The sequence below is a fragment of the Blautia intestinalis genome, from assembly GCF_014297355.1.
GTDB classification, from domain to species: domain Bacteria; phylum Bacillota; class Clostridia; order Lachnospirales; family Lachnospiraceae; genus Blautia_A; species Blautia_A intestinalis.
Genome location: NZ_JACOQE010000004.1, coordinates 182,606 through 209,326, shown reverse-complemented (window position 1 = coordinate 209,326; position 26,721 = coordinate 182,606). Strand labels below are relative to the sequence as shown.

The 26,721-nt window shown below is 43.0% G+C and carries 22 protein-coding genes; 14 read left to right on the top strand and 8 right to left on the bottom strand.

The features are described 5' to 3' along the window. Nucleotides 1-108: 108 nt before the first annotated feature. From H8Z79_RS09130 to H8Z79_RS09090, 9 genes are all read left to right on the top strand, one after another. Nucleotides 109-1,638, top strand: coding sequence for a sugar ABC transporter ATP-binding protein (locus H8Z79_RS09130; protein WP_118039059.1), 1,530 nt, complete (start codon nt 109-111; stop codon nt 1,636-1,638). Then, on the top strand, nt 1,631-2,689 hold the full coding sequence (locus H8Z79_RS09125) for an ABC transporter permease (RefSeq protein ID WP_118039060.1): 1,059 nt from the start codon (nt 1,631-1,633) through the stop codon (nt 2,687-2,689). Before H8Z79_RS09130 ends, H8Z79_RS09125 begins: the two co-directional genes overlap by 8 nt. Next, nucleotides 2,689-3,702 carry an ABC transporter permease subunit gene (locus H8Z79_RS09120; RefSeq protein ID WP_118039061.1) on the top strand — a complete coding sequence of 338 codons (1,014 nt, stop codon included), beginning with the start codon at nt 2,689-2,691 and terminating at the stop codon, nt 3,700-3,702. The genes H8Z79_RS09125 and H8Z79_RS09120 overlap by 1 nt, the downstream gene beginning before the upstream one ends. Before the next feature lie 107 nt (nt 3,703-3,809). Further along, nucleotides 3,810-5,309 (top strand): L-arabinose isomerase, encoded by a 1,500-nt coding sequence (gene araA, locus H8Z79_RS09115; protein WP_118039062.1) that lies wholly within the window; start codon nt 3,810-3,812, stop codon nt 5,307-5,309. A gap of 75 nt (nt 5,310-5,384) precedes the next feature. Beyond that, nucleotides 5,385-6,989, top strand: a complete 1,605-nt coding sequence (locus tag H8Z79_RS09110) for a xylulokinase (RefSeq protein ID WP_118039063.1) — start codon at nt 5,385-5,387, stop codon at nt 6,987-6,989. Between the two features lie 81 nt (nt 6,990-7,070). After that, a complete protein-coding gene (locus tag H8Z79_RS09105) occupies nt 7,071-7,766 on the top strand; it encodes an L-ribulose-5-phosphate 4-epimerase (protein WP_118039064.1) in 696 nt (231 codons plus the stop codon). 700 nt (nt 7,767-8,466) lie between these two features. Further along, nucleotides 8,467-8,898 (top strand): hypothetical protein, encoded by a 432-nt coding sequence (locus H8Z79_RS09100; RefSeq protein ID WP_182279203.1) that lies wholly within the window; start codon nt 8,467-8,469, stop codon nt 8,896-8,898. 272 nt (nt 8,899-9,170) lie between these two features. Beyond that, nucleotides 9,171-9,962 (top strand): 5'/3'-nucleotidase SurE, encoded by a 792-nt coding sequence (surE, locus tag H8Z79_RS09095; RefSeq protein ID WP_118039065.1) that lies wholly within the window; start codon nt 9,171-9,173, stop codon nt 9,960-9,962. Nucleotides 9,963-9,984: 22 nt separating this feature from the next. Further along, nucleotides 9,985-10,848, top strand: coding sequence for a YitT family protein (locus H8Z79_RS09090; RefSeq protein ID WP_207726345.1), 864 nt, complete (start codon nt 9,985-9,987; stop codon nt 10,846-10,848). Nucleotides 10,849-10,893: 45 nt separating this feature from the next. Here the strand turns inward: H8Z79_RS09090 and H8Z79_RS09085 are convergent, their stop codons facing one another. The 7 genes from H8Z79_RS09085 to H8Z79_RS09055 are packed head-to-tail and all read right to left on the bottom strand — an operon-like array spanning nt 10,894 to nt 18,173. After that, on the bottom strand, nt 10,894-11,409 hold the full coding sequence (locus H8Z79_RS09085; protein ID WP_118039066.1) for a hypothetical protein: 516 nt from the start codon (nt 11,407-11,409) through the stop codon (nt 10,894-10,896). 26 nt (nt 11,410-11,435) lie between these two features. Then, the gene (locus H8Z79_RS09080; RefSeq protein WP_225876951.1) at nt 11,436-13,064 is read right to left on the bottom strand and encodes a BCCT family transporter; all 1,629 of its coding nucleotides are present in this window, start codon (nt 13,062-13,064) and stop codon (nt 11,436-11,438) included. A gap of 14 nt (nt 13,065-13,078) precedes the next feature. Beyond that, nucleotides 13,079-13,666 (bottom strand): glycerol-3-phosphate responsive antiterminator, encoded by a 588-nt coding sequence (locus tag H8Z79_RS09075; protein WP_118039224.1) that lies wholly within the window; start codon nt 13,664-13,666, stop codon nt 13,079-13,081. Nucleotides 13,667-13,689: 23 nt separating this feature from the next. Next, a complete protein-coding gene (locus tag H8Z79_RS09070; protein ID WP_118039068.1) occupies nt 13,690-14,898 on the bottom strand; it encodes an FAD-binding oxidoreductase in 1,209 nt (402 codons plus the stop codon). Beyond that, complete coding sequence (locus tag H8Z79_RS09065) at nt 14,891-15,856, bottom strand: FAD-binding protein (protein WP_187002812.1); 966 nt, start codon at nt 15,854-15,856, stop codon at nt 14,891-14,893. Before H8Z79_RS09065 ends, H8Z79_RS09070 begins: the two co-directional genes overlap by 8 nt. Before the next feature lie 4 nt (nt 15,857-15,860). Continuing rightward, complete coding sequence (locus tag H8Z79_RS09060; protein WP_118039070.1) at nt 15,861-16,691, bottom strand: electron transfer flavoprotein subunit beta/FixA family protein; 831 nt, start codon at nt 16,689-16,691, stop codon at nt 15,861-15,863. A 12-nt stretch (nt 16,692-16,703) separates the two neighbouring features. Then, on the bottom strand, nt 16,704-18,173 hold the full coding sequence (locus tag H8Z79_RS09055) for an FAD-binding oxidoreductase (protein WP_118039071.1): 1,470 nt from the start codon (nt 18,171-18,173) through the stop codon (nt 16,704-16,706). 501 nt (nt 18,174-18,674) lie between these two features. Here H8Z79_RS09055 and H8Z79_RS09050 point away from each other — a divergent pair. The 5 genes from H8Z79_RS09050 (at nt 18,675) to H8Z79_RS09030 (ending at nt 24,190) form a co-directional block, all read left to right on the top strand. Further along, nucleotides 18,675-19,937: an MFS transporter gene (locus H8Z79_RS09050; RefSeq protein ID WP_118039072.1), complete on the top strand. Its 1,263-nt coding sequence runs from the start codon at nt 18,675-18,677 to the stop codon at nt 19,935-19,937. Nucleotides 19,938-20,001: 64 nt separating this feature from the next. Continuing rightward, entirely contained in the window at nt 20,002-20,790 is a 789-nt protein-coding gene (locus H8Z79_RS09045) for an SDR family oxidoreductase (RefSeq protein WP_072522931.1), read from the top strand. Nucleotides 20,791-20,835: 45 nt separating this feature from the next. Further along, nucleotides 20,836-22,266: an FGGY-family carbohydrate kinase gene (locus H8Z79_RS09040; RefSeq protein ID WP_118039073.1), complete on the top strand. Its 1,431-nt coding sequence runs from the start codon at nt 20,836-20,838 to the stop codon at nt 22,264-22,266. A gap of 95 nt (nt 22,267-22,361) precedes the next feature. Next, nucleotides 22,362-23,165 carry an electron transfer flavoprotein subunit beta/FixA family protein gene (locus tag H8Z79_RS09035; protein ID WP_118039074.1) on the top strand — a complete coding sequence of 268 codons (804 nt, stop codon included), beginning with the start codon at nt 22,362-22,364 and terminating at the stop codon, nt 23,163-23,165. Nucleotides 23,166-23,167: 2 nt separating this feature from the next. Continuing rightward, the gene (locus H8Z79_RS09030; protein WP_118039075.1) at nt 23,168-24,190 is read left to right on the top strand and encodes an electron transfer flavoprotein subunit alpha/FixB family protein; all 1,023 of its coding nucleotides are present in this window, start codon (nt 23,168-23,170) and stop codon (nt 24,188-24,190) included. Between the two features lie 389 nt (nt 24,191-24,579). Here the strand turns inward: H8Z79_RS09030 and H8Z79_RS09025 are convergent, their stop codons facing one another. After that, nucleotides 24,580-26,712: a glycogen debranching protein gene (locus H8Z79_RS09025; protein WP_118039076.1), complete on the bottom strand. Its 2,133-nt coding sequence runs from the start codon at nt 26,710-26,712 to the stop codon at nt 24,580-24,582. Nucleotides 26,713-26,721: the final 9 nt, after the last annotated feature.

Genomic DNA, 26,721 nt, shown 5'->3' with positions numbered 1-26,721 from the left:
TGGAACAGGATCCAGATCAGAAGGATTTTATGGGCCACGCCCCTTTTGCGCTCAAAAACAGGCAAAATAAAGGGAAAATGAAAGAAAACAGGGAATGGAGGAAAGAAAATGGAACAAAACATTGTTTTGGAAATGCGTGATATAAGTAAAAATTTCACCGGTGTCCGTGCCCTTTCCCATGTGGATTTTACACTTCGAAAAGGTGAGATCCATGCACTGATGGGAGAAAACGGAGCCGGAAAATCAACACTGATCAAAGTTCTGACCGGTGTACATGAATTCGAAAGTGGTTCCATTCATATGAATGGTGAAAATAAAGATATCATCAATAACTCACCGCAGGAGGCACAGGCAAATGGTATCAGTACCGTATATCAGGAGGTAAACCTCTGTCCGAATCTGACAGTTGCGGAAAATCTGTTTATTGGCCGTGAACCGCGAAACAAGGCAGGAATGATCAGCTGGAAGGAAATGAATGCACGTTCTGCAAAGCTTCTGGAAAGTCTGAATATTAATGTTCCGTCGACACAGATGCTGGACGAATGTTCCGTAGCGATCCAGCAGATGATCGCAATCGCACGTGCAGTTGATATGAAATGTAAAGTACTGATTTTGGATGAGCCGACTTCCTCTCTGGATGATGAAGAAGTTGAGAAACTGTTTGTACTGATGCGTCGTCTCCGCGGTGAAGGGGTAGGAATTATTTTTGTTACGCATTTTCTTGAACAGGTATATGCAGTCTGTGACAGAATCACAGTCCTTCGAAACGGGGAACTTGTAGGAGAATACGAAACTAAAGATCTTCCGCGAGTTATGCTGGTTGCCAAGATGATGGGTAAAGATTTTGATGATCTGGCAGACATCAAGGGAGACCATAAAGATAAAAAAGTCTTCTCAGATACACCTGTTATTGAAGCAAAGGGTATCGGGCATAAAGGAACGATCAAACCGTTTGACCTTAAGATAAATAAAGGAGAAGTAATCGGACTTACCGGACTTCTTGGATCCGGACGTTCTGAACTGGTTCGTTCCATTTACGGTGCAGATAAAGCAGATTCCGGTACACTGAAAGTAAACGGAAAAGAAGTAAAAATAGGCAGTCCTCTGGATGCGATGAAACTTGGCATGGCATACCTTCCGGAAGATCGTAAGGCAGAGGGAATTATTGCAGATCTTTCTGTAAGAGAAAATATTATTATTGCAATGCAGGCAAAGAAAGGCATGTTCCATCCGATGAGTCGCAAAGAGATGGAAGAAGCGGCAGATAAGTATATTGATATGCTGCAGATCAAGACAGCAAGCCGTGAAACTCCAATCAAGAGTCTTTCCGGTGGTAACCAGCAGAAAGTTATCCTTGGACGCTGGCTTCTGACAAATCCGGAATATCTGATTCTGGACGAACCGACACGAGGAATCGATATTGGTACAAAGACAGAAATACAGAAGATTGTGCTTGATCTGGCAGATCAGGGAATGGCAGTAACCTTTATCTCATCAGAAGTAGAAGAGATGCTTCGTACGTGTTCCAGAATGGCTGTTCTCCGTGATGGAGAAAAAGTAGGCGAACTGGAAGAAAGTGAGCTTTCACAGAGCAACATCATGAAAGCAATTGCAGGAGGTGACGATAAGAATGAATAACAGTAAATTAAAAAAGATCACACATGCGAGACTTTTTCTTCCTATCGTGTGTCTGATCGCGGTCCTTCTGATCAATGTGATCAAAACACCGGATTTCTTTAATATTACAATTCGAAATGGCGTTCTTTATGGATATGTTATCGACGTTATCAACCGAGCATCAGAACTTGTTATTCTTGCTGTTGGTATGACGCTTGTTACGGCGGCATCCGGTGGACAGGATATCAGTGTTGGTGCGGTTATGGCAGTTGCAGCAGCTGTGTGCTGCCAGATTTTATCAGGTGGAGCATCTTCTGTAACAGCTTATCAGAATTCTATTATTCTTGCAGTTGTGGCAGCACTTCTTGCTTCTGCACTGTGTGGCGCATTCAACGGTCTGCTTGTAGCAAAATTGAACATTCAGCCGATGGTCGCAACTCTGATCCTTTATACTGCAGGACGTGGTATCGCACAGCTTGTTACCAACGGACAAATTACCTATATCCGTGTACCGTCTTTCCAGATGGCAGGTGGATATATCGGTAAATCCCCGGTTCCGACCCCGGTACTCTTTGCAATCGTAACTGTTGTGATCGTAGCTCTGATTTTGAAAAAAACAGCTCTCGGACTTTATATCGAAAGTGTTGGTATCAATGGTAAGGCGGCAAGACTGGTAGGTCTGAACTCCACCATGATTAAATTCCTGACTTATGTGATCTGCGGTGCGCTTGCAGGGATCGCCGGTCTCGTAGCATCCAGCCGTATCTATTCTGCAGATGCAAATAATATCGGACTGAACCTTGAAATGGATGCCATCCTTGCTGTTGCACTTGGCGGCAACTTCCTCGGCGGCGGTAAGTTCAGCCTGATTGGTTCCGTAATTGGAGCTTATACAATCCAGGCATTGACAACTACTCTGTATGCAATGAATGTAAAAGCTGATCAGCTTCCTGTTTACAAGGCAATCGTTGTTATTATCATTGTTACTTTACAGAGTGATGTATTTAAGAAATTCGTAGAAAGTCACAGAAGCAAAAAAGTTTCCGTTGCAGCAGAAGGAGGTCAGAAATAATGAAACAGAGAAAGAAAATGACAAGTACCGGATTTCTGCTGCTGATCACAATTGTCCTGTTTTTCGTTATGTATGCAGCAGGTATGGTGATTTTTGCAGACAAAGGTTTTGCTAAACCGCAGATGTTTCTGAATCTTTTTGTATCTAACGCAGGTCTTCTTGTAATTTCCTGTGGACTGACGATCGTTATGATCACAGGCGGTATTGATATTTCTGTTGGTTCCGTAACAGCGCTTGTCTGCATGGTTATGGCAGACCTTATGGAAAACAAAGGGGTAAGCGCATATGTTGCAGTACTTGCAGCACTTTTGATCGGTCTTGCTTTTGGCATCGTACAGGGCTTCCTGGTAACCTATATGGGCATCCAGCCATTTATCGTAACACTTGCAGGTATGTTCTTCGGACGTGGCATGACAGCAATCATCAGCACCGATATGATTTCCATTAAGAATGAATTATTTTTGAAATGGGCAAATTACAGATTCTATATGCCATTTGGTTCCACAAACAAAAAAGGAAAATTTATCCCGGCATATATACCGCCGACAGTTGTGATCGCAATTGTTGTAGTTCTGATCATTGCCATCCTTCTGAAATATTTTAAATTCGGACGTAAACTGTATGCAATCGGTGGAAACAGACAGAGTGCTCTTATGATGGGACTTGATGTAAAGAAAACAATGTTCCGAGCTTATGTACTGGATGGTTTTCTTGCAGGTCTAGGCGGATTCCTTTTCTGCCTGAACAGCTGCGCAGGATTCGTAGAGCAGGCAAAAGGTCTTGAAATGGATGCAATCTCATCAGCCGTTATCGGTGGAACACTTCTTTCCGGCGGTGTTGGTACCCCGATCGGATCTATGTTCGGTGTACTGATCAAAGGAACGATTTCCAGTCTGATCACTGCTCAGGGTACTTTATCAAGCTGGTGGGTACGAATCGTACTTTCCGCACTGCTCTGCTTCTTCATTGTTATCCAGTCTGTACTGGCATCTGCGAAAAAGAAAAAATCGTGAGATATTAGAAAATTAGAATATTCTTTAAAAAATACAATGTACTCGAGCTGTCAGGAATGATAGTATACCTAAAATGGCAGTATATGAAAACTGGAGGATCTTGAATTATGCTTACAGGAAAAAATTATAAATTCTGGTTCTGCACAGGTTCACAGGACCTTTATGGAGATGAGTGCTTAAGAAAAGTAGCAGAACATTCCAAAATTATTGTAGAAGAACTGAACAAATCCGATGCACTTCCGTTTGAACTGGTATGGAAGCCGACTCTGATCACAAATGAGCTGATCCGTAAAACATTCAACGAGGCAAATGATGACGATGAATGTGCAGGTGTGATTACATGGATGCATACCTTTTCACCGGCAAAATCATGGATTCTCGGTCTGAAAGAATACAGAAAACCTCTGTGCCATCTGCACACACAGTTCAATCAGGAAATTCCGTATGACACGATCGATATGGATTTCATGAATGAGAACCAGTCTGCACATGGTGGCAGAGAGTACGGTCATATTGTTACCCGTATGGGAATCGAGCGAAAAGTAATCGTCGGACACTGGGCTGATAAGAAAGTACAGGAGAGACTGGCATCCTGGATGCGTACCGCAGTCGGAATCATGGAAAGCAGTCATATCCGTGTATGCCGTGTTGCCGATAATATGAGAAACGTAGCCGTTACCGAAGGTGATAAAGTAGAAGCACAGATCAAATTCGGATGGGAAGTCGATGCTTATCCGATCAATGAAGTGTGCGATTATGTGAAGGATGTTTCAAAAGGCGATATTGATGTTTTAGTCGAAGAATATTATAATAAATATGACATTCTTCTTGAGGGCAGAGACCCGGAAGAATTCAAACGTCATGTAGCAGTACAGGCAGCAATTGAGATCGGATTTGAGAGATTTCTGGAAGAAAAGAATTACCAGGCAGTCGTTACTCATTTCGGCGATCTTGGCGGCTTACAGCAGCTTCCGGGACTGGCAATGCAGCGGCTCATGGAGAAGGGATATGGATTTGGCGCCGAAGGTGACTGGAAGACAGCGGCAATGGTACGTCTGATGAAAATCATGACTGCAGGTGTGAAGGATGCGAAGGGAACTTCTTTCATGGAAGATTATACATACAATCTTGTTCCGGGTAAGGAAGGCATTCTTCAGTCACATATGCTGGAAGTTTGCCCGACCATCGCTGACGGTAAGATCGGTATCAAAGTATGCCCGCTTTCTATGGGTGAAAGAGAGGATCCTGCAAGACTGGTGTTTACCTCCAAGACAGGCCCGGCAATTGCAACTTCTCTGATCGATCTTGGTGACAGATTCCGTCTGATCATCAATGATGTTGAGTGCAGGAAGACAGAAAAACCGATGCCGAAACTTCCGGTAGGAAGCGCATTCTGGACTCCGCAGCCGGATCTGGCAACAGGAGCTGAGGCATGGATCCTTGCCGGCGGTGCTCACCATACTGCATTTTCCTATGACCTTACAGCAGAACAGATGGGTGACTGGGCTGCTGCAATGGGAATTGAAGCTGTCTACATTGACAAAGATACGACTATCCGCAATTTCAAGAATGAGCTGAGATGGAATGAGCTTGTATTCAGGAAATAAAGAGTTACTGCGAATGAAGTGGACAGTAATAACAAAGCGGATGTGACAATCAAAACATTCGGGAGGATTTACAAAATGAGTGTAAATGAAGCAAAGACAGCAATTTTAAATAACAAAACAGCGCTTGGAATCGAGTTCGGATCTACAAGAATCAAAGCAGTTTTGGTGGATGATAAATACAATCCGATCGCATCCGGAAGCTATGATTGGGAGAACCGTTACGAAAACGGTGTCTGGACATATTCTCTGGATGATATTCATAAAGGTCTGCAGGGCTGTTACAGCGACCTTGTGAGGGATGTAAAGGAAAAATATGACGTGGAGCTTACCAGCGTCGGAGCACTTGGAATCAGTGCCATGATGCATGGCTACATGCCGTTTGATAAAGAAGGAAAGCTTCTGGTACCGTTCCGCACATGGCGAAATAATATTACCGGTGAAGCTTCCGGGAAACTGATGGAACTTTTCCAGTATAATATTCCACAGAGATGGAGTATTGCACATCTGTATCAGGCAATCCTGAACGGAGAAGAGCATGTAAAAGACATCGATTATATGTGCACTCTGGAAGCATATGTGCATCGTTTGCTGACCGGAAAAAGAGTTCTTGGTATCGGTGATGCGGCAGGTATGTTTCCGATTGACTCCACGACAAAAGATTACAACCGGGAGATGGTAGAGAAATTTGACAAACTGGTAGAGCCTTATGGATTCCCGTGGAAACTTCGTGATATTATGCCGGAAGTCATGGTTGCCGGACAGGATGCAGGTACTCTGACTGAAGAAGGTGCGAGATTCCTTGACCCGACAGGCAAACTCAAAGCAGGCATTCCGATGTGCCCGCCGGAAGGTGATGCAGGAACCGGTATGGTGGCAACCAACAGTGTAAAACAGCGCACCGGTAATGTTTCCGCAGGTACTTCTGTATTTGCCATGATCGTTCTGGAAAAAGCACTTTCCAAACCATACAAAGAGATCGATATGGTAACAACACCGGCCGGTGATGCAGTTGCCATGGCACATTCCAACAACTGTACTTCTGATCTGAATGCATGGGTAAATGTATTTAAAGAATTTGCAGAAGCAATGGGTATGGAAGTGGATATGAACAAACTGTTTGGAACTCTTTATAATAAAGCTCTGGAGGGTGATCCGGATTGCGGCGGACTTTTGTCCTACTGTTATTTCTCAGGAGAGCATATGACAGGATTTGAAGAAGGAAGACCGTTGTTTGTACGTTCTCCTGAAAGCAAATTCACACTTGCAAACTTTATGAGAACGAATCTTTATACCTGTCTCGGAGCAATGCGTGTAGGTTTAAATATTCTGATCGATCAGGAGCATGTCAAGATCGACAGACTTTTAGGACACGGCGGACTATTCAAGACCAAAGGTGTCGGACAGCAGATTCTTGCAGATGCAGTGAATGCACCGGTATCTGTTATGTCAACTGCCGGTGAGGGCGGTGCCTGGGGTATTGCGCTTCTGGCTGCGTACCTTGTGGACAAGAAGGATGGCGAGACTCTGGATGAGTTCCTGGATAACCGTGTATTTGCAGGAAATGAGGGAAGTACACTGGATCCGGAACCGGAAGGTGTCAAAGGATTTAATGAATTTATGGACAGATATCTGAAGGGACTGCCGATCGAAAGAGCAGCAGTAGAATCTAAAATCTGGTAATAAGATAAAATGAAGATTGAGAACGTAAGTTGCTGTGAAAGAAATGAATGGCGATTTACGTTCTTTGTAAAGGAGAAAAATATGCTTGAAAAATTAAAAGAAGAAGTTTACAAAGCAAACATAGATCTTCCGAAATACGGACTGGTTACTTTTACATGGGGAAATGTCAGCGGCATTGACCGTGAAAAGGGATTGTTCGTAATCAAGCCGAGTGGTGTGGAATATGATAAACTCAGACCGGAAGATATGGTAGTTGTTGACCTGAATGGAAACAAAGTTGAAGGTGAATATAATCCTTCTTCAGATACACCGACGCATGTGGTCCTTTATAATGCGTTTCCGGAGATCGGTGGAATCGTACATACACATTCAGAATGGGCGACGAGCTGGGCACAGGCAGGAAGAGCAATCCCGTGCTATGGCACAACCCATGCAGATTATATTTACGGAGAAGTTCCGTGCGTGCGGAATCTGACAAGGGATGAGATCGAAGAAGCGTATGAAAAGAATACAGGCGTGCTGATCGCAGATTATTTTAAAGATCTTGATTATAAAGCTGTTCCTGCAGTGCTCTGCAAGAATCATGGTCCTTTTACATGGGGAAAGGATGCACACGAGGCGGTTCATAATGCTGTTGTGCTTGAGGAAGTGGCGAAGATGGCATGCCGCTGTGAACTGATCAATCCGCAGGTAAAATCGGCACCGCAGGAACTGCAGGATAAGCATTACTACAGGAAACACGGGGCGAATGCATATTATGGACAGATAAAAAAGTGATAAAGGATTCCCGGTGAGAAGAGAATGATAAAGTGAAGACTTCAGGAGGAGGGCTGCCTGTGAAGGATCCTCTGGAGCTGGCTCAAATCAGAACTTCTAAGATACCAGGATATACAGAACTTTGTTAAAAACGATACATAAAATATCGAACTCGCATCACAGATGCTCAAACAGCGATATTTTATGTATCAACACAAAGCCCTGCATAATCCGGTATCTGAACGAAGTTCTTCAAGCGAGCCAGATCCAGAGGATACTCACAGGCAGCTCGCTCGCTGGAGTCTTTCTTTTTATCCAGCTATTTCTCCCCGTACTTTATCCGGGGTAGCGGAACGCGGCCCCGGGGCTTCCCTGAGGCTCCGAAAATACAGGGAGGATGGTGGAGATTTCTCGATAACTGGCTGTAAAACAAAAACTCTGCACAAAGATTGTCTGACTTCTGCAAGAGTTCATGGAAGTACTTTGAGATGGAATGTCTGCGTTATGTATCAAAAATATATTGTCTGAGCGTCAGCGAGGTATATATTTTTGATGCATGTATTTAGCAGACAGAACATATCATTAGTACTTCCGGACTCTGAAGCCGTCAGCATATCTTGTGCAGAGTTATATTGTTTATAGCCCTTTATCGAATACTACACCATGAAGGCTGTATTTCCGGAAACAGGTCCCCGATGTTTAAAATATGAATTATTTCTTCTTGAAATGTTTTAGAGCAAATAGTACTATAAATTCAAAGCATATTTTCTATAAGTATGAGGCATATGAAAATCTGATTGGGGAACCGAGACTGGAATTAAAAGTAGTTACCCTGAATATCAATGAAAGTCATAATAATGAACTGATGGAACAGTGTCAAATATTGAGAGAATATGCACAGTATGTGGCACGGGTACGTAAATATACAAAAGAGATGGAATTTCTCAGGAAAAACAAATCGGAGGTCATTGCGATGAGCATATTCGAGTATGACAAAGAAGAGGAAGAGAAAAAACTTCGGAAGGCGGAGTTTGAAGCTGGTGAAGAGAGTAAGGCAAAGGAAATTATTGGGTTGATGTTAAGTGCTGGTGAGCCGGTAGAAAAAATAGCCCAGTATACAGGCTATACCATAGAAGAAATACAAAAGTCATAAAGGATTCCCGGTGAGAAGAGAATGATAAAGTGATGATTTCAGGAGGGGCTGTATGTTAAGAATCCAGTGGATATTCACATGCAGTCCGCACGCTGGAGAAGAATTTAAAATTTCAACTTTCAGGCTGTGCAATGTATTGAATTTGATTGACACAGTAATCAGACAGATGCTATAATTTATCTATAGAAAACCGTAGAGAAAGAGAGAAAGGTATTCCTGACACTAGTGTGTTGAGAATGCCTTTTTTCTGTTTATGAAGCAGGAGAGCGCCTATGAAAAAACATAAGATTATGATTACAAACGATGACGGAATACAGTCAGCGGGATTACGGGCGGCGGTGATGGCTGCAAAAGAATTTGGAGATGTTATAGTAGTAGCGCCGGTAACACAGCAGACAGCAATGGGAAGGGCATACCCAAGAACAGAAAATGCGGGAATCATCCAAAAGGTAGACTATGCAATGAAAAATGTAGAAGCTTATGCGGTGAATGGATCTCCCGGGTATTGTGCCGCCTTTGGATTGATGGAGATTATGGAGACAGCACCGGATCTGGTGATCAGTGGAATTAATTTTGGCTGCAATATGGGGCTGGCACTGACATGCAGCGGTACACTAGGAGCAGCATTTGAGGCAAGCAGTGAGGGTGTGCCTGTTATGGCTGTTTCATTAGAAACAAAAGCAGAAGATATTATGGCCACTTCTTCCGAGTCAGTAGGTTTCGGTAAGGCAACGGAAGCAACAAAGCTGTGGATTGGAAGAGTTCTGGAAGAAGTATATGAAAAGAAAAACGAAGCATATCGTTTCCTTAACATTAATATTCCGGCAGGAGACATTGATGTTAAAGGCTATCGAATGACGTTTGTAGAAAACCAGAATTATTATGTGCTGCGCAGACCACCTGAAAGAGACTGGAGTAAGCCATATTGTTTAAGCTTTTCAATTGATGTTGACGAGGAAAAGCTTCACAGGGGAAGTGACATCCAGACAGTCTGTCAGGACAGGCTTATATCTGTGACACCGATAACTATGGATATGACAAGAAACACATTGAGCAGATTCTGATAAATCAGAAGAGGGCAAAGGTATGGTGGAAAAACTGAAAAAAGTAGGACTTATGATACTGAGCTGTGTTTTGTGCAGTATTGCTGTAAACTGGGTGGCGCTGCCTAATGGCTTTCCAGTGACAGGAATCGCCGGAATATCTATGGTACTCGAAAACTGGACAGGTATTAATTATGCAATCATATATTATGGGATTACACTTCTGATCCTTGCTGCAACTTTTTTTGTACTTGGGATAGCAGAGGTGAGAAGTATTCTGTTTTTGTCTGTATTGTATCCGGCAGTTTTGTGGATATTGAATCATATGACAATATCTGTTGTTTTGGAGGAAAGACTGATCGCGGTAGCTTTGTTTGGTGTGTTGTATGGCGGAGGTGCCGGGATTGTTCTTAGAATAGGCTATTCTTATGGTGGGATGGATACACTGTCAAAGATATTAAAAAAGCTGTTTTTCAAAAGTGGTGAGATCAGGTATATCATGTTGGGCGCTGACAGCTGTATCATGTTTTTCATGCTGACAGTTTTTTCGTTAGACAAGCTTGCTTATGCATTTGTCGGGCAGCTTATAACGGTAAATGTAATGAATTATATTATATTTAACGGTCCATCACTTTATGATGTTCAGATTATAGGAGAAGAAACGTCAGAAATTCGGAGATTTATGATCGAGATCCTGCATAAATCTATGACAAGTCATGAGGTTGTCGGAGCATACACGGACAAGACAAGAATTCAAATGGACTGTGTATGTACATCCGTGGAATACGTGAAATTAAAAGAATTTATATTTGAACAGAAAATAGAATGTTTTATAAAGGTAACGCCACTGATTTCTGTATTTGGGGCAAATAAGGATTTCCGAAGGCTGAAGGATGAAATATTATAAAATAAGAAAGCGTATCGAACGATAAGTCCGATACGCTTTTTGTGATCAATGCAGTAATTTATGAAACATCTGATCGAGGTTCTCTTTCTGCCCATTTTTCAGAATCCGTTTAGGAAGACATAAGGTAGTCTGCGCATCTGCACGGATTGCATATATGGTATCTGTTTCAAGAACACGGCTGTGCTTGTCTTCGCCAAGCGTTACGATGCAATGTCCGGTTTGGGTATCCCGGGACTGAGGGAGAGTGATCTGACCAAGCTGATTGACTGTGAATTGGTAATTTCCATTGAGCTTTGCGACCTTTGCAGCCCCCTTCCGTGCGGAAAAAACAGGGTAGTAAAGTAAATAAAAGAGAAGGACTGCTGCAAATATGGCAAGAAGACAAAGATGGACTTTGCGTGTATCCAAACCATAGAAGACCAAGGACAGGACTGCAATGGCAGTCAGGAGTATGCCATAGATTATTTTTTTCTTACGGGTCAATCTTGTAGCTAGAAGATAAAATGTATCATAGGCTTCCTGATAGGATAAGCGATAATGAAATGTGTAGTTGAAATCCATATATATCAGCGCCCTCCTTCGTTTAATTATGTAGTTTGAGTTTTTGCTTCTTTTTTTCGTGTTTTTTCTTCGTCCTGTTCGGATTTCAGGCGTTTGGATGGAATTGGCCGTCCAAGTTCATCATAGTCTTCAGTGAAGGTATCATATTTGGCAGGATTGCACATAACCTTCATGAAAGAAATCGAAATAATGATCAAAAGAAAGACAATCGGGAATCCACCAAGGTTGGACAGATATTTCAGTGCATCTGTTGATTTGAAAGCTCTTACAAAGATTACACAGAGGACACCAATGGTAATACCCCATACAAGCTTTAACCATGCAGGAGACTCTGCGTCGTTTTCGGATATGGAATCGGTACACAGACCTGCCATCGCGTTTGTATTGGAATCTGATGCAGTGATAAATGAAACAAATACGATTGACAGGAATACAGCAATACTGATTACCGGTATCGGGAGCTGTTTCAGAACTGCATAGGTAGCAGAAGCGGTACCTCCGGCAAGCATTGCATCGTTAATTCCTTTGCCAGCCAGTTCATAATATACAGAAGAAGCTGAGAAAAGACCGAGCCATGCTACCGAAAACAGAGCAGGGAATACAACGATAACCCGGATTGCTTCTTTTATTGAGTAACCTTTGGAAATCTTACCAAGGAAAATGGAGGTTACAGGCATCCATGCCATCCAGTTGCACCAATAGAATACTGGCCACCACATTGCCCAGCCGTCTCCGTCAGCAGCAGAAATGAAGAGGGAGGACTGGCAGAAGGTGGAAACGAAAGCACCAAAGCCTTCAACAGTCAGCTTCAGGATATAAGCGGTAGGTCCAAAAAGAAATACAAAAAGACCTAAGACCATGTAAATTCTGGAGTTAATAGTTGAAAGGATACGGATACCATTCATAACACCGGAGATTGCGGAGGTAACAAAAGCTGCAACAATGATAACTGCGATGATCGTCCAGGTAGAAGGAGTGGATGATACTGCATCATTTGTGATACTGCTCGTTCCGTCAGCTACAAGAAAGATGGCAGATCCCATACTTGCTGCCATACCACATACCAGTGCGAAAAGACAGATACAGTCGATAACAGGAGATGCCTTATCTGCCATTTTGCTGCTGAATGCAGGGAAAAGCATGGAACCGATAGAGTATTTCTTTTTTGCATTATAAAAAAGAAAAGCAAAAAGGATGGCAGGCATTCCATAAATGCACATTGGTGTAAAGGTCCATTCCAGAAAGATATCTTTCATAAGGAAGGTGATTGCCTCCGGAGATTTCGGAGTAATATTTCCCGGAGGTGCGTAATAGTGATACATTGGCTCCGCACAGGCCCAGAGAAGAATTCCGGCAGCCATGATCGTGCAGAGTACGATCCATATGTAGTTGGTTTGGTTCAGAATAGGCTTTGCTTTACTTCCACCGATACGAACATTTCCGAAAGGTGAGAAATATGCTGCAACAACAAGTACAACACAGATAAATGCCATTAATGCGAAAAGCCAGTCAAAATTACCGAGAATAAAAGAGGTAACAGTCATGATTAACGCATTAAATGTCTCTCCGTTCACAAGATTGAGGATAATTGTTGCAATTACCAGTAACCAGGGGATAAGAAATACAGCCCATCGTATATTAGATTTCTTTGTCATATGCTTCATCCTTTCTAGTCAAGAGTAGCCCAGATTTCCTCATTAGTTGTTGAAATGGCGATAGCTCCTGCAGACAGTGCACCCATGACATCACTTTTATCCAGAACAAGTCCACTGACAACCAGCGGTTTGCCGTTGATTTCCTCAAGTGCATAGGTGATCATTTTGGTCAGCCCGGCTGGCATCATTTCAACAATATCAGGAGAGGTTTCTCTGACATGCTTTTTGATATTGTTGTAAGTCAGGCGATCCAGCATAAAAAATCGCTGAATAGTGATAAGCTCCAGTTCGTTCCCCCTTTTTATAAGCTGCGGTTTGGTGCTGATGATACCGCTTGCTTTTGTATATTTTTTGATGAAGTCAACGCTGATTTCCCTGCTGGCAAGACCATTGATCAGGTCAAGATGAACGATTGCGGTTTTTCCTGCCGCAACAACTTCATCCACGATATCTGCGATGGTACAGATATTGCCGTAGAGTATGTAGACAATTTCGCAGGGTGCTGTTTTGCATGCCTCCAGAAGAGAATCATTGTTGATCGCTGCAATGATCGGGCAGCGTTCCATGCTTTCATAAAATGATGTAAAATGTTTTGAACTCATATAATCCTCGCTTTCTTTTACAATCAAATCCATGTATTTGCTATATTTTTGCTTTTTTGGTAGTCTTCAAAATTTTCAGGCAGGAAATTTACCTGAATATCGGAATTCTTGATGTGTGCATAAATGGAGGCACATAAATTTGCATCCTCCAGCGCCTGTATGATAGACAGGATGGTTTCCTGAAAACTGCGTCCTCTGGACAATGGCTTTACACCAAGTCGGATAATCCGATTGTCTTCATGGTGTTTCCGCTCGATAAACTGAATAACACTTTCTGTTGCAGCATGCCGAAGGCTGTGCATTTTGCGAATTTCTGTATATCCGGTGAGTGCCCAGGCAACATCGGGATCACTTCCGTATTCCGAAGTAATATCTATCAGCTCCATCAGTGCTTCATCCTGTGATTCTTCATTTCCTGCAATTTCCACGTAGATGACTGCTTTTGCGTCGGATGGAAGAGCGGGAACATCCTTTAATACAGAAATTAGTTCTCTTGAGGTATTTATCATTTTTATTGCCGTATTTCCTATATATTCCATGGAAATTATCAGGACATCTTTATTATCAGGAACATAATTCTGCAGCTTGTCGGCACATGCCAGCGCATTGCTCTCTGTATCAAAAAAGAAAGCGGCTCCGCATATGTTTGCCGGGCGTTTCAGAAGCTTCAGAGTTGCTTTTACAATACAGGTACCGGCAGGAAGCTGGAAGGGTTCGGGAATATCTGACAGAACTTCTGTGTGGCCGTTGCTGTGCAAAAGCGTAAGCTCGCGAAGATACAGGTTTTTAGTGCCATAGTAACAAGACGTCATGCCATAGGCACCGGTTGCGATTACACCACCTACAGTTGCACTGGATTCAGTGGGGGAAGGCGGCCATATATAATCATCAGTTTTCAGACTGCGCCGGATTTCCTGTGCAAGCTGGTCTAAAGTCACACCGGCCTCCACGATGGCATACCCTTCTGTGTCAGAAAGTTTTTGGATTTCCCGAATATGGTTCATTCTGGAAAAATTGATAATGCTGCCACCCTGCGGAACACTTCCGCCTTCTACTCCGGTGTTTGCACCCTGAAAGGTTATAGGAGCCGGAAGCGGGGAAGCGATGATCTGAAGCAGTTCTTCCGGAGAAGAGGGAAATGAAATAGTATCTGCAAAGCCTTCCTGTTTGGATTCGTCAGAAAGAAAACTGATATATTTTTCATCCACAGGATGAATCAGTTTTTTATTCATTGTGCTGATATTCCTCCTTAACTAATTTTGAAAATTTGGTAAATATTTCTGTACAGTCTCCACAAATAGCAAGGTCAGATTTTTTGGTGATCGGGGCGTCTTTATCAGTATTTATACTGATAATATGTTTGCACTTTTCTACGCCTGTATAAAAAGCAGGAGCACCGCTGACTCCGAGAAGAATGGCAAGATTATTTTTTAATATAGTACCGCTGACACCAATAAGACGATCTACAGGGAGCCATGCGTTCATGACACATGGTCTTGAACCTGCCACAGGAAGATTTATTTCATCGGCACAGTTCTCTACAGCTAAAACATGTTCTTTGTTGGAAAGTCCAAGTCCACATACGAGGATGCAGGGGGAATCTGTAAAAGATTCTTCTTTGACAACAGGAGTGAACTGCAGCTCATAGCCTGTAGATAAGGCAGTACGGTCATAGGATACTTCCACGGATTCGGAGTGGCTGGGAGAAGCAGCCTCGTCATAGCTCTTATTGATAGAGACAAGACATGGTTCACCAGTTAGTTCGAAAGAACCGAGTATATGTCCTGAGCAGATTTTTTTCTTTGCGAGAAAAAGGTTGCTTTTCCTGCAAAGTGAGGTGATGTCGGTAATACAAAGTCCTTTAAGACGTACACTTAAGCGAGCGCAAAGCTCGTTGCCCCAGATGTCTCCGATGAACAGGTATAAAGAGCTGCCATTATCCTGAGTAGTAAGATAATCAAGACAGATCTCCGGTACATACTGGTTGGAATAAACGTATCTGACATGGAAAACAGGCATAAGCTCTGTAATTGAATCCAGAGCCTGTATATTCTCAGCAGAATATTTATGAAAAACAATGGCGTATCCATCGTCCCTTTTTAAGTTGTTTTCTGAAAGAAAATGCCCAAGCTTTAGAAGCTGTTCTCTGACATTGTCGTAAAAGTTATTTATGATCAGTGTATATTTCATAGATCTATATCCATTTTTTGTAGTAATCAAACAGGACTCCGGCAGCTTTTGAAGCATCTGTCTCTTCAAAAATTTCAGAATCTCTCTGCTGTAATACAGGTTCAATATTTGTGAGACGGACAGTACCGGTTGTGGCTGGATTTAACTCTTCTGGAAAAGAAGAGGCTAATTCAGCTTCATGGTAAAGCGTGATCTTTTGGCCTCTGCTCTGCATTCTCTGACGGAGGGTAGGAACCCGGAGAAAGGTATTGGCAATATTACCGATTATCAAAAGGGAGGGACCGTGAACCGTCTCAGTACATATTTCAGCATCACGCTGTGATATGACTGAAAGACTTCCGTCGCCTGCAGGTGAAATACCTGTTACATTTGAGATACAGCGTATTCCGAGATATTCTGCCAGTAAAAAGGGGACTTTTCCCTGTGCGCCATCACCGCTCTGCAGACCACACAGAATAAAATCAAAAGCGGTCTGTTTTTTTATATAAGAATACAAAAGGCCGGCAGTTCTTTCAGAAGAAAGATTTTCTGTCGGAGAAGCATCATCAAGCTGAATAAGGTCTGTACCGGTAAAGCCAAGGGCAGCCATACGTTCTAGAAATGATTTGGTCTTCTGGTCAGATACTGTAACAGCGGTACATTCACAGCTGATATCAGACGAAATGGAGGCTTCCCGAACACGGCAGGAGAGCTCCAGTGCACTTTCGTCGTAACAGTTTAAAATTTGTTTCAGATAGCAGGTGTCTATATAACCAGACGAGCTGCCAGAGATCCAGTCATCCTCCGACAGCAGGTCCAGATCTGCTATTGTATGAAAGCAGTTTAATATTCGCATAATCCTCTTAAATTAGAAAATCCATGGGTTTTTATCATTTCTGTTGACAGGAATCAGTGTTCCGATATTCATGATACCGTTTGGATCAAATGCTTTTTTCAGTGTTTCCAGCATGTAAATGGATGAGCCGTATTCTTCATATACGTAGTGTGCTCTTGCCTTTCCAAGTCCATGGTGATGAGCAATAGAACCACCGAAACGAACGGTTTCCTCACAGATAATACGGTTGATCAGGTTGTGATATTTATTCATTTCTTCCTCTGGTTTGCAGTCAACTACATTGTAATAGTAAGTGAAATATACATTTGTTCCGTTGATGTAGCTGTGTGAGGAATGACCTCCGATCATTGTGAGATCCGGAACCTCTTTTGGTAAACGATCCATAACAGCTTCATAAATATCATTGATGACATCCCAGCATCCGGAAATTTCTGTAGTGATTCCAATGTTGTCTGTGGCAAGGATTTCTTCACGTTCTTTGGCAATTTCTTCCGGCCCCCAGTTCAGATGAGCAAACCATTTTTCGATAAGAACAGGATCAACAGGAGTGATGCCAGGGAGCTCTTTTACAAGGGCGTCGATACCGTCTGCAGTTGCACGGGTAATCGCAGCAGGACCCTCAGCCATGAAGAGAAGAACATTTTTGCCATCAGCCCAGTTAAAATGGGAAGCAGAGTCAGCAACGTCATAAAGTCGTGCAACGGAAGGCTTGTATCCTTCAACCATAACACGGCGAAGTCCTTCGAAACCTGTCTTCATTTCATCTACTTTATAGCCAAGATAGATGTTGTTTTCCGGCTGATATTTGAAAATTTTTACGGTTACCTCTGTAATGAAGCAAAGAGCACCTTCATTTCCAAGAACGATGTGGCGGATATCCGGTCCTACAGATCTTCTCGGAACATTTTTGATACGGCATACTTTGCCACCAGGGAATACAACCTCACAGCCTACCAGCATATCTTCAATTCCACCATATAATGTAGAAAACTGACCGATACTTCTTGTAGCAACAAGACCGCCCATCTGAGCAAGTGGCTTGGACTGCGGTGAGTGTCCTGTAGTGTAACCCATTGCACGAAGATCATCATCCAGCTTCTGAAGCGGAACACCACACTGACAGGTAACCTGCATATTGGTAGTATCTACTTTAAGAACCTTGTTCATGGTAGAACCATCTATTACGATGGAATTTTCTGCTAAAGTTTCAAGACCGCCTTCAATAGCAGACTGACCGGTACGCGGAACAACGTTGATTCTGTTGTCATCAGCAAATTTAAGAACCTTTGCGACCTCATCTGTATTGTGGACATAGATAACAGCAGCCGGGGTAGGAAGTGTATAAACCTTATGACACTGTTCGAATTTACGGTAGCGATCAAGGCTGCTTTCTTTTAAGACAGTTTCATCGGTAACAACCTGATCTGCTCCTAAGATGTTAATAAGTTCCCCAACGATTTTTTCTCTGGACAGTGTAGACATTGTTTTTTCTCCTTTCATATATAAAAACTATCCGTATGTGATGAGCTGGATTATGTGTTCTTTTTTTATGGAGGGAGAGTTTCAGAAAACAAAAAAACCCGTTCCAACACAGAAGAACAGAATCCACTCATGTTGAACGAGTTACATTTCTCTAACGTCTCTTACGTAACTTTATATAGATGATAGCGCAGAAATGTCGAAAATGTCAATATGATGATTGGAAAAATAAGAAAATTGTAAAAAATGCATAAAAATACTGCAAAATTGTGTGTAAAAACAACGAAAAATGGTTGAAATACAAAAAAATAGTTGTGTGATATTGACAATGCAAAAAATGGGTGCTATATTCTAAGCATCAAAAGCAATTACCGGAGAGATGAAGAAGAGAGAGGTAATTCTAAGCACATGATATGTGATAGCAGTGTGTTTAGAATTAACTCTCTCTCTTTTTGTCTGATCTGGTAAATGCAAAACTTACTACTTTTTTAGAAGGAGGAAAATATGGACAAAGCAGCAATCAAAAAATGGGGTACGCTTTTATTGTTGGCAGCAGGAGCAGGCATCATCTTCCAGCTTCCGTATATAAGAGAAACATTTTATCCCCAGATTCAGTCAGCTATGGGACTGACAAACGCACAGATGGGTCTTCTCTCATCAGGATATGCAACCATGGCTACACTTTCTTATTTTATAGGCGGAGCAATTGCTGACAGATTTTCACCGAGATTAATGCTGACGGTATCCTTTATCGGTACAGGGCTTCTCGGACTGTGGTTTTCTACATTCCCAAGTTTTACTACAGCAAGAATTATTTTCGTATTAATGGGTGTTACAAGTATCATTACATACTGGTCAGCATGTATCAAAGCAACACGTGCCCTTGGAACACCGGAGGAGCAGGGACGTCTCTTTGGGCTTCAGGAAGGTCTTCGTGGTATCATCAATGCGATCGTAGTATTCGCAATGACGGGAGCTTATGCTTATTTTGCCGCAACATCTGAAGTATTTGGTGCTTCTATGGCAATTAAGGTATGTGCGATCGTAGATATCATTATTGGTATTCTGAACTTTATCTTTATCCGTGATTCTGAAGAAGATAAGAAAGAAAAACCGGAAAGTGTTGTTGAACTGACAAAGGGTCTTTTCAAATGTCTTACTATTCCGAGAGTATGGATCCTTGTTGGTATCATCTTTACAGCATATAGTGTTTACGGTCTGATCGGTTATGTAAATACTTATGCAGTTAATTACTATGGACTTTCTGCAACAATGGGTTCTACACTTGGTGGAATCAGATATCTCCTTCAGGGTGTTGGCGGTATCGTCGGCGGTATTCTTGCAGATAAGCTTCATTCACGTATCAAGGTTGTAGGCGGCGGAGCCGTATTACTTGCAATTTCATTTGCACTGTATATCGTACTTCCGGTAAATGGAAGCCTTGTAATGGCAATTATTGTTAACTTTATCATGGGTCTGATCTTTATCTACGCAGTAAGAAGCCAGTATTTCGCAATTCATGATGACGCAGGCATTCCGATGGCACTGAGCGGACGTGTTTCCGGTATTGCTTCTGCACTTGGATATGCTCCTGACTTATTTATGTACACCTTAGTTGGTTCCTGGATGGATAAATATGGAGCAGCAGGTTTTAAAATGACATGGGCTTACGCAGCAGTTGCAGCACTTCTCTGTGTAGTACTCAGTGTAGTACTGAGCAAAGTGATCAAAGACGGCAAAGCCATTGATGCTGATAAAGCACTTTAATTAGACAATTAAATAGGGAACATATTAATATATTATCAGAACTGAAAGAAAAGAGGAATTTGACATGAAAAATATTAATGATTTTAATATGGACTTTTTTTCACTGAAAGGTAAAAATGCAATCGTTACAGGTGGCGTCAGTGGACTCGGACAGGCTTTTGCTCTGGCACTTGCAAAAGCAGGCGCAAATATTTTCGTATTTGCAGCAGTAGATGATGACGGAACAACGCAGAAGCTTATCGAGGCATGTGGTGTTAAATATGCATTTATGCTCGGCGATATTACAGAGGATGGTATCTGTGATAAGGTTGCTGATAAATGTGTAGAAACCTTTGGAAGTATAGATATTCTTGTTAACTGTGCAGGTATCTGCAAAATTGCAGATGTTCTTGATTTCGGAAGAGCAGAGTGGGATCCGATGATCGCAATCAACCTGACAGGTGCTTTTGATCTGAGCCACGCAGTTGCAAAATATATGATTCCACAGAGAAGCGGACGAATCATTAATATCTGCTCACTGTTCTCTTTCCTTGGCGGACTCGGCTCACCGGCATACGCTGCTATGAAGGCCGGCCTTTCCGGACTGACAAAAGCATATGCAGATGAACTTGGCAAATATGGCATTACAGTAAATGGTATTGCACCGGGATATTTCCAGACAGCTATGACAGCAGGAACAGGAAGTGGAAACGAAGACGATCCGAAATACATCAAGATTAAAGAACATATTCCGGCAGACCGTTGGGGCGAACGTCAGGATCTGATGGGAGCTATGGTATTCCTTGCAAGTAAAGCAGCAGATTATGTAAACGGAACATTACTTGTTGTTGATGGTGGATATCTGGTAAGATAAAGCTTTCAGATATGGCAATATTACGATGGATAAGCAGGTAGAGATATGAGCAAAAAATATTTAATGGGAATCGACGAAGGCTCCCAGAGCGCAAAAATTACTATTTTTGATATAGAAGGCAACATTGTATGCGAGGGAAAGGCTCCTCTTCGACCATACAATCTGCCAAAACCGGGATATGTAGAGCATCCGGATGATGACTGGTGGAATGCAATCTGTAAAGCAAGCAGGAACTGTATGGAAAAGTTTGCGGGAGATCCGAAGGATATCGTGGGAATCGGACTGTGTACGATTCGCTGCTGCCGGGCATATCTGAAAGAAGATGGCACACTGGCACAGCCGGCATTAAGCTGGATGGACATTCGCCTTTCACAGCCATATACACATGAGAATCCAGATGTAAAATATATTGTTGCATCTTCCGGATATATTACTCACAGACTGACCGGTGAGAAGAAGGATACAATTGCCAATTATGAATATGGCTGGCCGGTAGATGTAGATAACTGGAAATGGTCAGATGATCCAGAAGCATATAAAGCGACCGGTATGCCAAGAGAAATGTTGTTTGATCTTGTTATGCCGGGGGATATACTTGGTTATGTTACAGAAGAGGCAGCGAAAGCTACAGGGCTTCCGGTCGGAACACCGGTAGTTGCCACATCCAATGACAAAGCAGTAGAAGGTCTTGGAACAGGCTGTATGGGAGATTCCACTGTTTGTATCTCACTTGGAACATATACATCGGCAATGATGGAGGGCAAAGAAAACTTAAAAGGTACCAGTTATGCATGGCCGAAATTTTCCTGCATGCCGAACAAATATCTTTATGACAGTAATGGAATCCGCCGCGGTATGTGGACAGTAAGCTGGTACAGAGATATTCTTGGAGAAGGATATGCGAAGCTTGCAAAAGAACAGGGAATGTCCCCGGAGGAAGCTCTCGGCAGGGAAGCTGAAAAGGTACCGGTTGGAAGTGACGGTCTGATGACTGTTCTGAACTGGCTTGCAAATGTAGATGCACGTTACCAGAAGGGAATTATGATCGGCTTTGACGGACGTCATACAAGAGGCCACATTTATCGTTCTATTCTGGAAGCAGTTGCGATGACAATGAAGCGTCATGTTACTGATATGTGCAATGAGGTAGGCACAACGATCAATAAGCTGATCATTACAGGCGGTGGTTCCAACAGTGATCTGTTTATGCAGATTTTTGCAGATGTATTTGATATTCCGATAGTACGTAATGAAGTAAATGGCGCAGCAGGTCTTGGTTCGGCAATCTGTGCCGCTGTGGCAGCAAATGTATATGATTCTTTTGAAAGTGCAGTAGAACATATGGTAAGAATCAAAGATACATTTACACCAATTGCTGAAAATGTGGAAATATACGAAAAGCTGCTTCCTGTATATTCTGAGATTACCGGATGCACAGATCCGATATTGAAAAAATCCTACGAGATTTTTGATTAAACAAAGTACGGCTGAAAAAGTATGTAAGACAGAGATAGGGATATGTTTAAAAACATATCCCTATTGATGTATAATGGATAAAAAAGGAGAGCTTTATGAATATTTGTGTATGTGTGAAGCAGGTTCCGGATACTGCAGAAATACGAATTGATCCGGAAACAAACACATTGATCCGAAGTGGTGTTCCAAGTATTGTAAATCCATTTGATCTGTATGCACTGGAAACAGCTTTTCGGCTAAGAGAAGAAAAAGACGGAAAAATCTGGATTATCAGTATGGGACCTGCACAGGCGGAAAAAGCGGTAAGAGCATGTCTGGAGATGGGGGCAGATGAAGGAGTGCTTATTTCTGGCAGAGCATTTGGCGGATCGGATACCTTTTCAACTGGATATATTTTATCAGCAGGGATACGGGCAATAGAGGAAGCTGAAAATATAAAATTTGATCTGATCCTGTGTGGCAGACAGGCAATAGATGGAGATACGGCACAGGTAGGACCGGAGCTTGCAGAGCATCTGGGAATATCTCAGATCACAATGGCGCAGAGAGTATTTTTTGAGGAAGAAAAAATAATAGTCCGGCGAAGCAGCAGGGAAGGGTATGATCTTATAACGACGGAGCTTCCGGCAGTGATTACGGTGCTGAAATCTGATATTCCTCCACGGTGCCCGACATTGAAAACAAAGTTGGTCGCAAGAAAAAAGACAGTAGTTGTTCTTGATGAGACAAAAATGAAGGGGATTGTACTGGAACATTGCGGGCTGAAAGGATCACCGACAAGGGTTATCTCGACTTATGTGCCAACGGCAAAGAAAAACGGATATTTTATTGAAAATAAGGATGGACAGGCTGCGGTGGAAGAATTGATGGACAGACTGCAGAAAGATGGGGTGTTTTAGATATGGATACATATAAAGGTATCTGGGTTTTTGTGGAAACAGAGCAGGGATATACGCAAAAAGTCAGCTACGAGCTTATCAGTAAGGGAAAGGCTTTGGCTGAAGAAAAGAAATGCCGGATGACAGCTGTTGTGATCGGGAGTGATATTGATGCAGTTATAGGGGAAGCAGCAGCATATGGTGCAGACCAGATTATTGCCGTGGATGCTCCTGTCTATGAGTATTATTCTACGGACGGATATGCCGTAACCATGACGGAGCTGATCCGCAAATACAGGCCGGAAACGGTGCTGATCGGTGCGACTGATAATGGAAGAGATCTGGCTCCTCGCATTGCGTGTGCGCTTCAGACAGGACTGACAGCAGATTGTACGGGGATTGGAATTGATGCAAAGACAGGCTGTATCGCATGGACACGCCCGACATTTGGTGGGAACCTGATGGCAACGATCATTTGTCCGACAGAGCGCCCCCAGATGGGAACAGTTCGTCCGGGAGTGTTTGCGACAGGCCTTTATGAAGAAGAGAAAAAAAGAAAAATACTTGAAAAGGAGGAATGTGAGGTAGAGCTTATCCGGGAGAAAGCGAGGATAACAGAGCGGCAAATCCGTACAAAATTACTGAAGCGGATAAAAGAAATCACAGAAACTGTAGAGCTTGAAGGGGCGGAGATCATTGTTGCCGGAGGAAAAGGAATCGGTGGTGAAGGGGGCTTTAGTGAACTTAGAAAATTTGCCGATTCAATAGGCGGTGTGATCGCCTGCAGCAGGGCAGTGGTGGAAGTTGGCTGGCTTCCGCAAAATTATCAGGTAGGGCAGTCAGGGAAAACGGTCAGCCCGAGGATATATTTTGCCATTGGAATTTCGGGAGCTGTTCAGCATCTTGCAGGTATAGCGGGAGCTGATACAGTGATTGCGGTAAATACGGATCCCGAGGCAGAAATATTTAAGCGGGCAGATTACGGAATTGTGGGAGACTATAAAGAAATCTTGCCGATATTGAGCGAAAAAATAAAGAAAATTTGATAATTTTCTCCCCGTACTTTATCCGGGGTAGCGGAACGCGGCCCCGGGGCTTCCTTGAGGCTCCGGAAATACAGGGAGGACGGAGGAGGGGGATAATTATTGGATGGAGAACAAAAAAACTCTGCACAAAGATTGTCTGACTTCTGCAAGAGTTCGTAGAAGTACTTTGAGATGGAATGGCTGCGTTATGTATCAAAAATATATTGTCTGAGCGTCAGCGAGTTATATATTTTTGATGCATGCATTTAGCAGACAGAACATATCATTAGTACTTCCGGACTCTGAAGCCGTCAGCACATCCTGTGCAGAGTTATATTTTATATGGTCAGCCAATATTATCGAAAATCACACCGCGAAGTCTGTATTTCCGGAAACAGGTCCCCGATATTTTAATAATCCTTCCCTGTAAACACAGCTACGCTCCTCGATCTCATTACAAAGCTGTGATCGATCCGCGCCGCTTCCTCATCCGGATAGCAGTATTTTCCATTGCCGTCACCGTAAGTGTTGACATTCAGATGCCATGCACCACGTCCGTGAAGGTTCGGAAGAGTGATAGTAACATCTTCCCAGAAAGTATTGACCGCAATATAGATCAGATCATCGTGTCCTTTTTCCTTATCATATCCTGCAAAGCTTACACAGAATGTACGTGCATCACGCGGAATATCTGTCTGATCAGCATTTACATTGTGTGTATGGATCGGATCCATGCCACAGACAGAAGTAGGAAGCTGTTTGTGGATGACAGGATGCTGTTTACGGAATGCAATCATAAATTTGAAAAATTCAAACAAATCTCTATTCTTTTCCAGCATTCGCCAGTCAAGCCAGGAAGTAATATTGTCCTGACAGTAGCTGTTGTTGTTGCCAAATTTTGTATTGCCGAATTCATCTCCGGAAAGGAACATCGGCGTTCCACGGCTGCACATTAGTACAGCACAGGCGTTGCGGATCATACGGCTGCGAAGTGCGAGCACTTCCGGATCATCCGTGTCACCTTCCACACCACAGTTCCAGCTTCGGTTGTCGTCGGCACCATCGGTGTTGTTCCAGCCATTTGCCTCGTTGTGCTTTTCATTATAGGAATAAAGATCATAAAGCGTAAATCCGTCATGGCAGGTAAGGAAATTGACACAGGAATTATAACCGGCATAATTATTGTGATTATGATCATAAAATCCTCCATAGAGATCTCCGGATCCGGAAATACTCCATGCGGCATCCCACGCATTCCAGCACTCACCCTTCAGAAAACTTCGAAGGGCATCTCTGTAACGGCCATTCCATTCTGCCCAGCGGCCGCTTGCAGGGAAACTTCCTACCTGATAAAGTCCGCCGGCATCCCACGCTTCTGCAATCAGCTTGACATTGCTGAGGATCGGATCGTTTGCAAGAGTACGGAGAAGTGGGGGATTGTTCATTGGTGAACCATCTTCATTTCGTCCGAGGATACTTGCAAGATCAAAACGAAAACCATCGACACGATAGTTGATCGTCCAGTAGCGTAAACATTCCAGAATGAGCTGCTGAACAACCGGATGGTTACAGTTCAGAGTGTTGCCACAGCCACTGAAATTGTAATAATTTCCGTCTGGGGTGAGCATGTAATAAATGTTGTTGTCCAGTCCCTTGAAGCTGATGGTTTTGCCCTTTTCGTTGCCCTCCGCGGTATGGTTGAATACAACGTCCAGGATGACTTCAATACCGTTGGCATGAAGCTCACGAATCAGCGTCTTAAGCTCAGTGCCCTCCTGGTTGTGCTCATTGGCTGCAGCATAGCTGCTGTTCGGTGCAAAGAATCCGACTGTATTGTAGCCCCAGCATTCGAGAAGCTGTTTGCCGTCAACAGTACGGGAATTCATGGTTTCGTCAAATTCAAAGATCGGCATGAGTTCTACCGCGTTGATTCCGAGTTCTTTAAGGTATGGGATTTTTTCCATCAGGCCGGAAAAAGTACCTCTGTGTCTGACACCTGAAGACGGATGATGTGTAAAATCACGAACATGTAATTCGTAGATGATCAGATCACAGAGCTCTTTTTTTGACTGTGGAGTATCACCCCAGTCAAAACGGTCGCGGACAACTCGTGCATGATAGTTGTGATCCCAGCGGATTCCCCACGTACGCTGTCCTGCGACAGCTTTTGCATAAGGATCCAGAAGGATATTGTTTTTGTCGAAGAGAAGCCCTTTTTCCGGACGATAAGGACCATCCACACGATATGCGTACTCAAATTCTTCGATGTTAAGTCCATAAACGATCATGGAATAGACATCGCCAATCTTGTAGGCATCCGGGAATGGAATGACAGCAAAAGGCTCTTCCTGTGCGCGGTGGAACAGAAGCAGTTCGCAGGAGGTTCCGCCGCAGGTATGGATAGTAAAATTCACTCCGTTTTGAAGCGGAGTGGCTCCGTTCAGATCATAGATGCCCGGGCGCACAGGAAATCCGGAGATTTCCGCCATTGGCACGGATTCATATGGATGATTGGATATAAATTTCTGATGATACGATTTCATTTTTTGCTC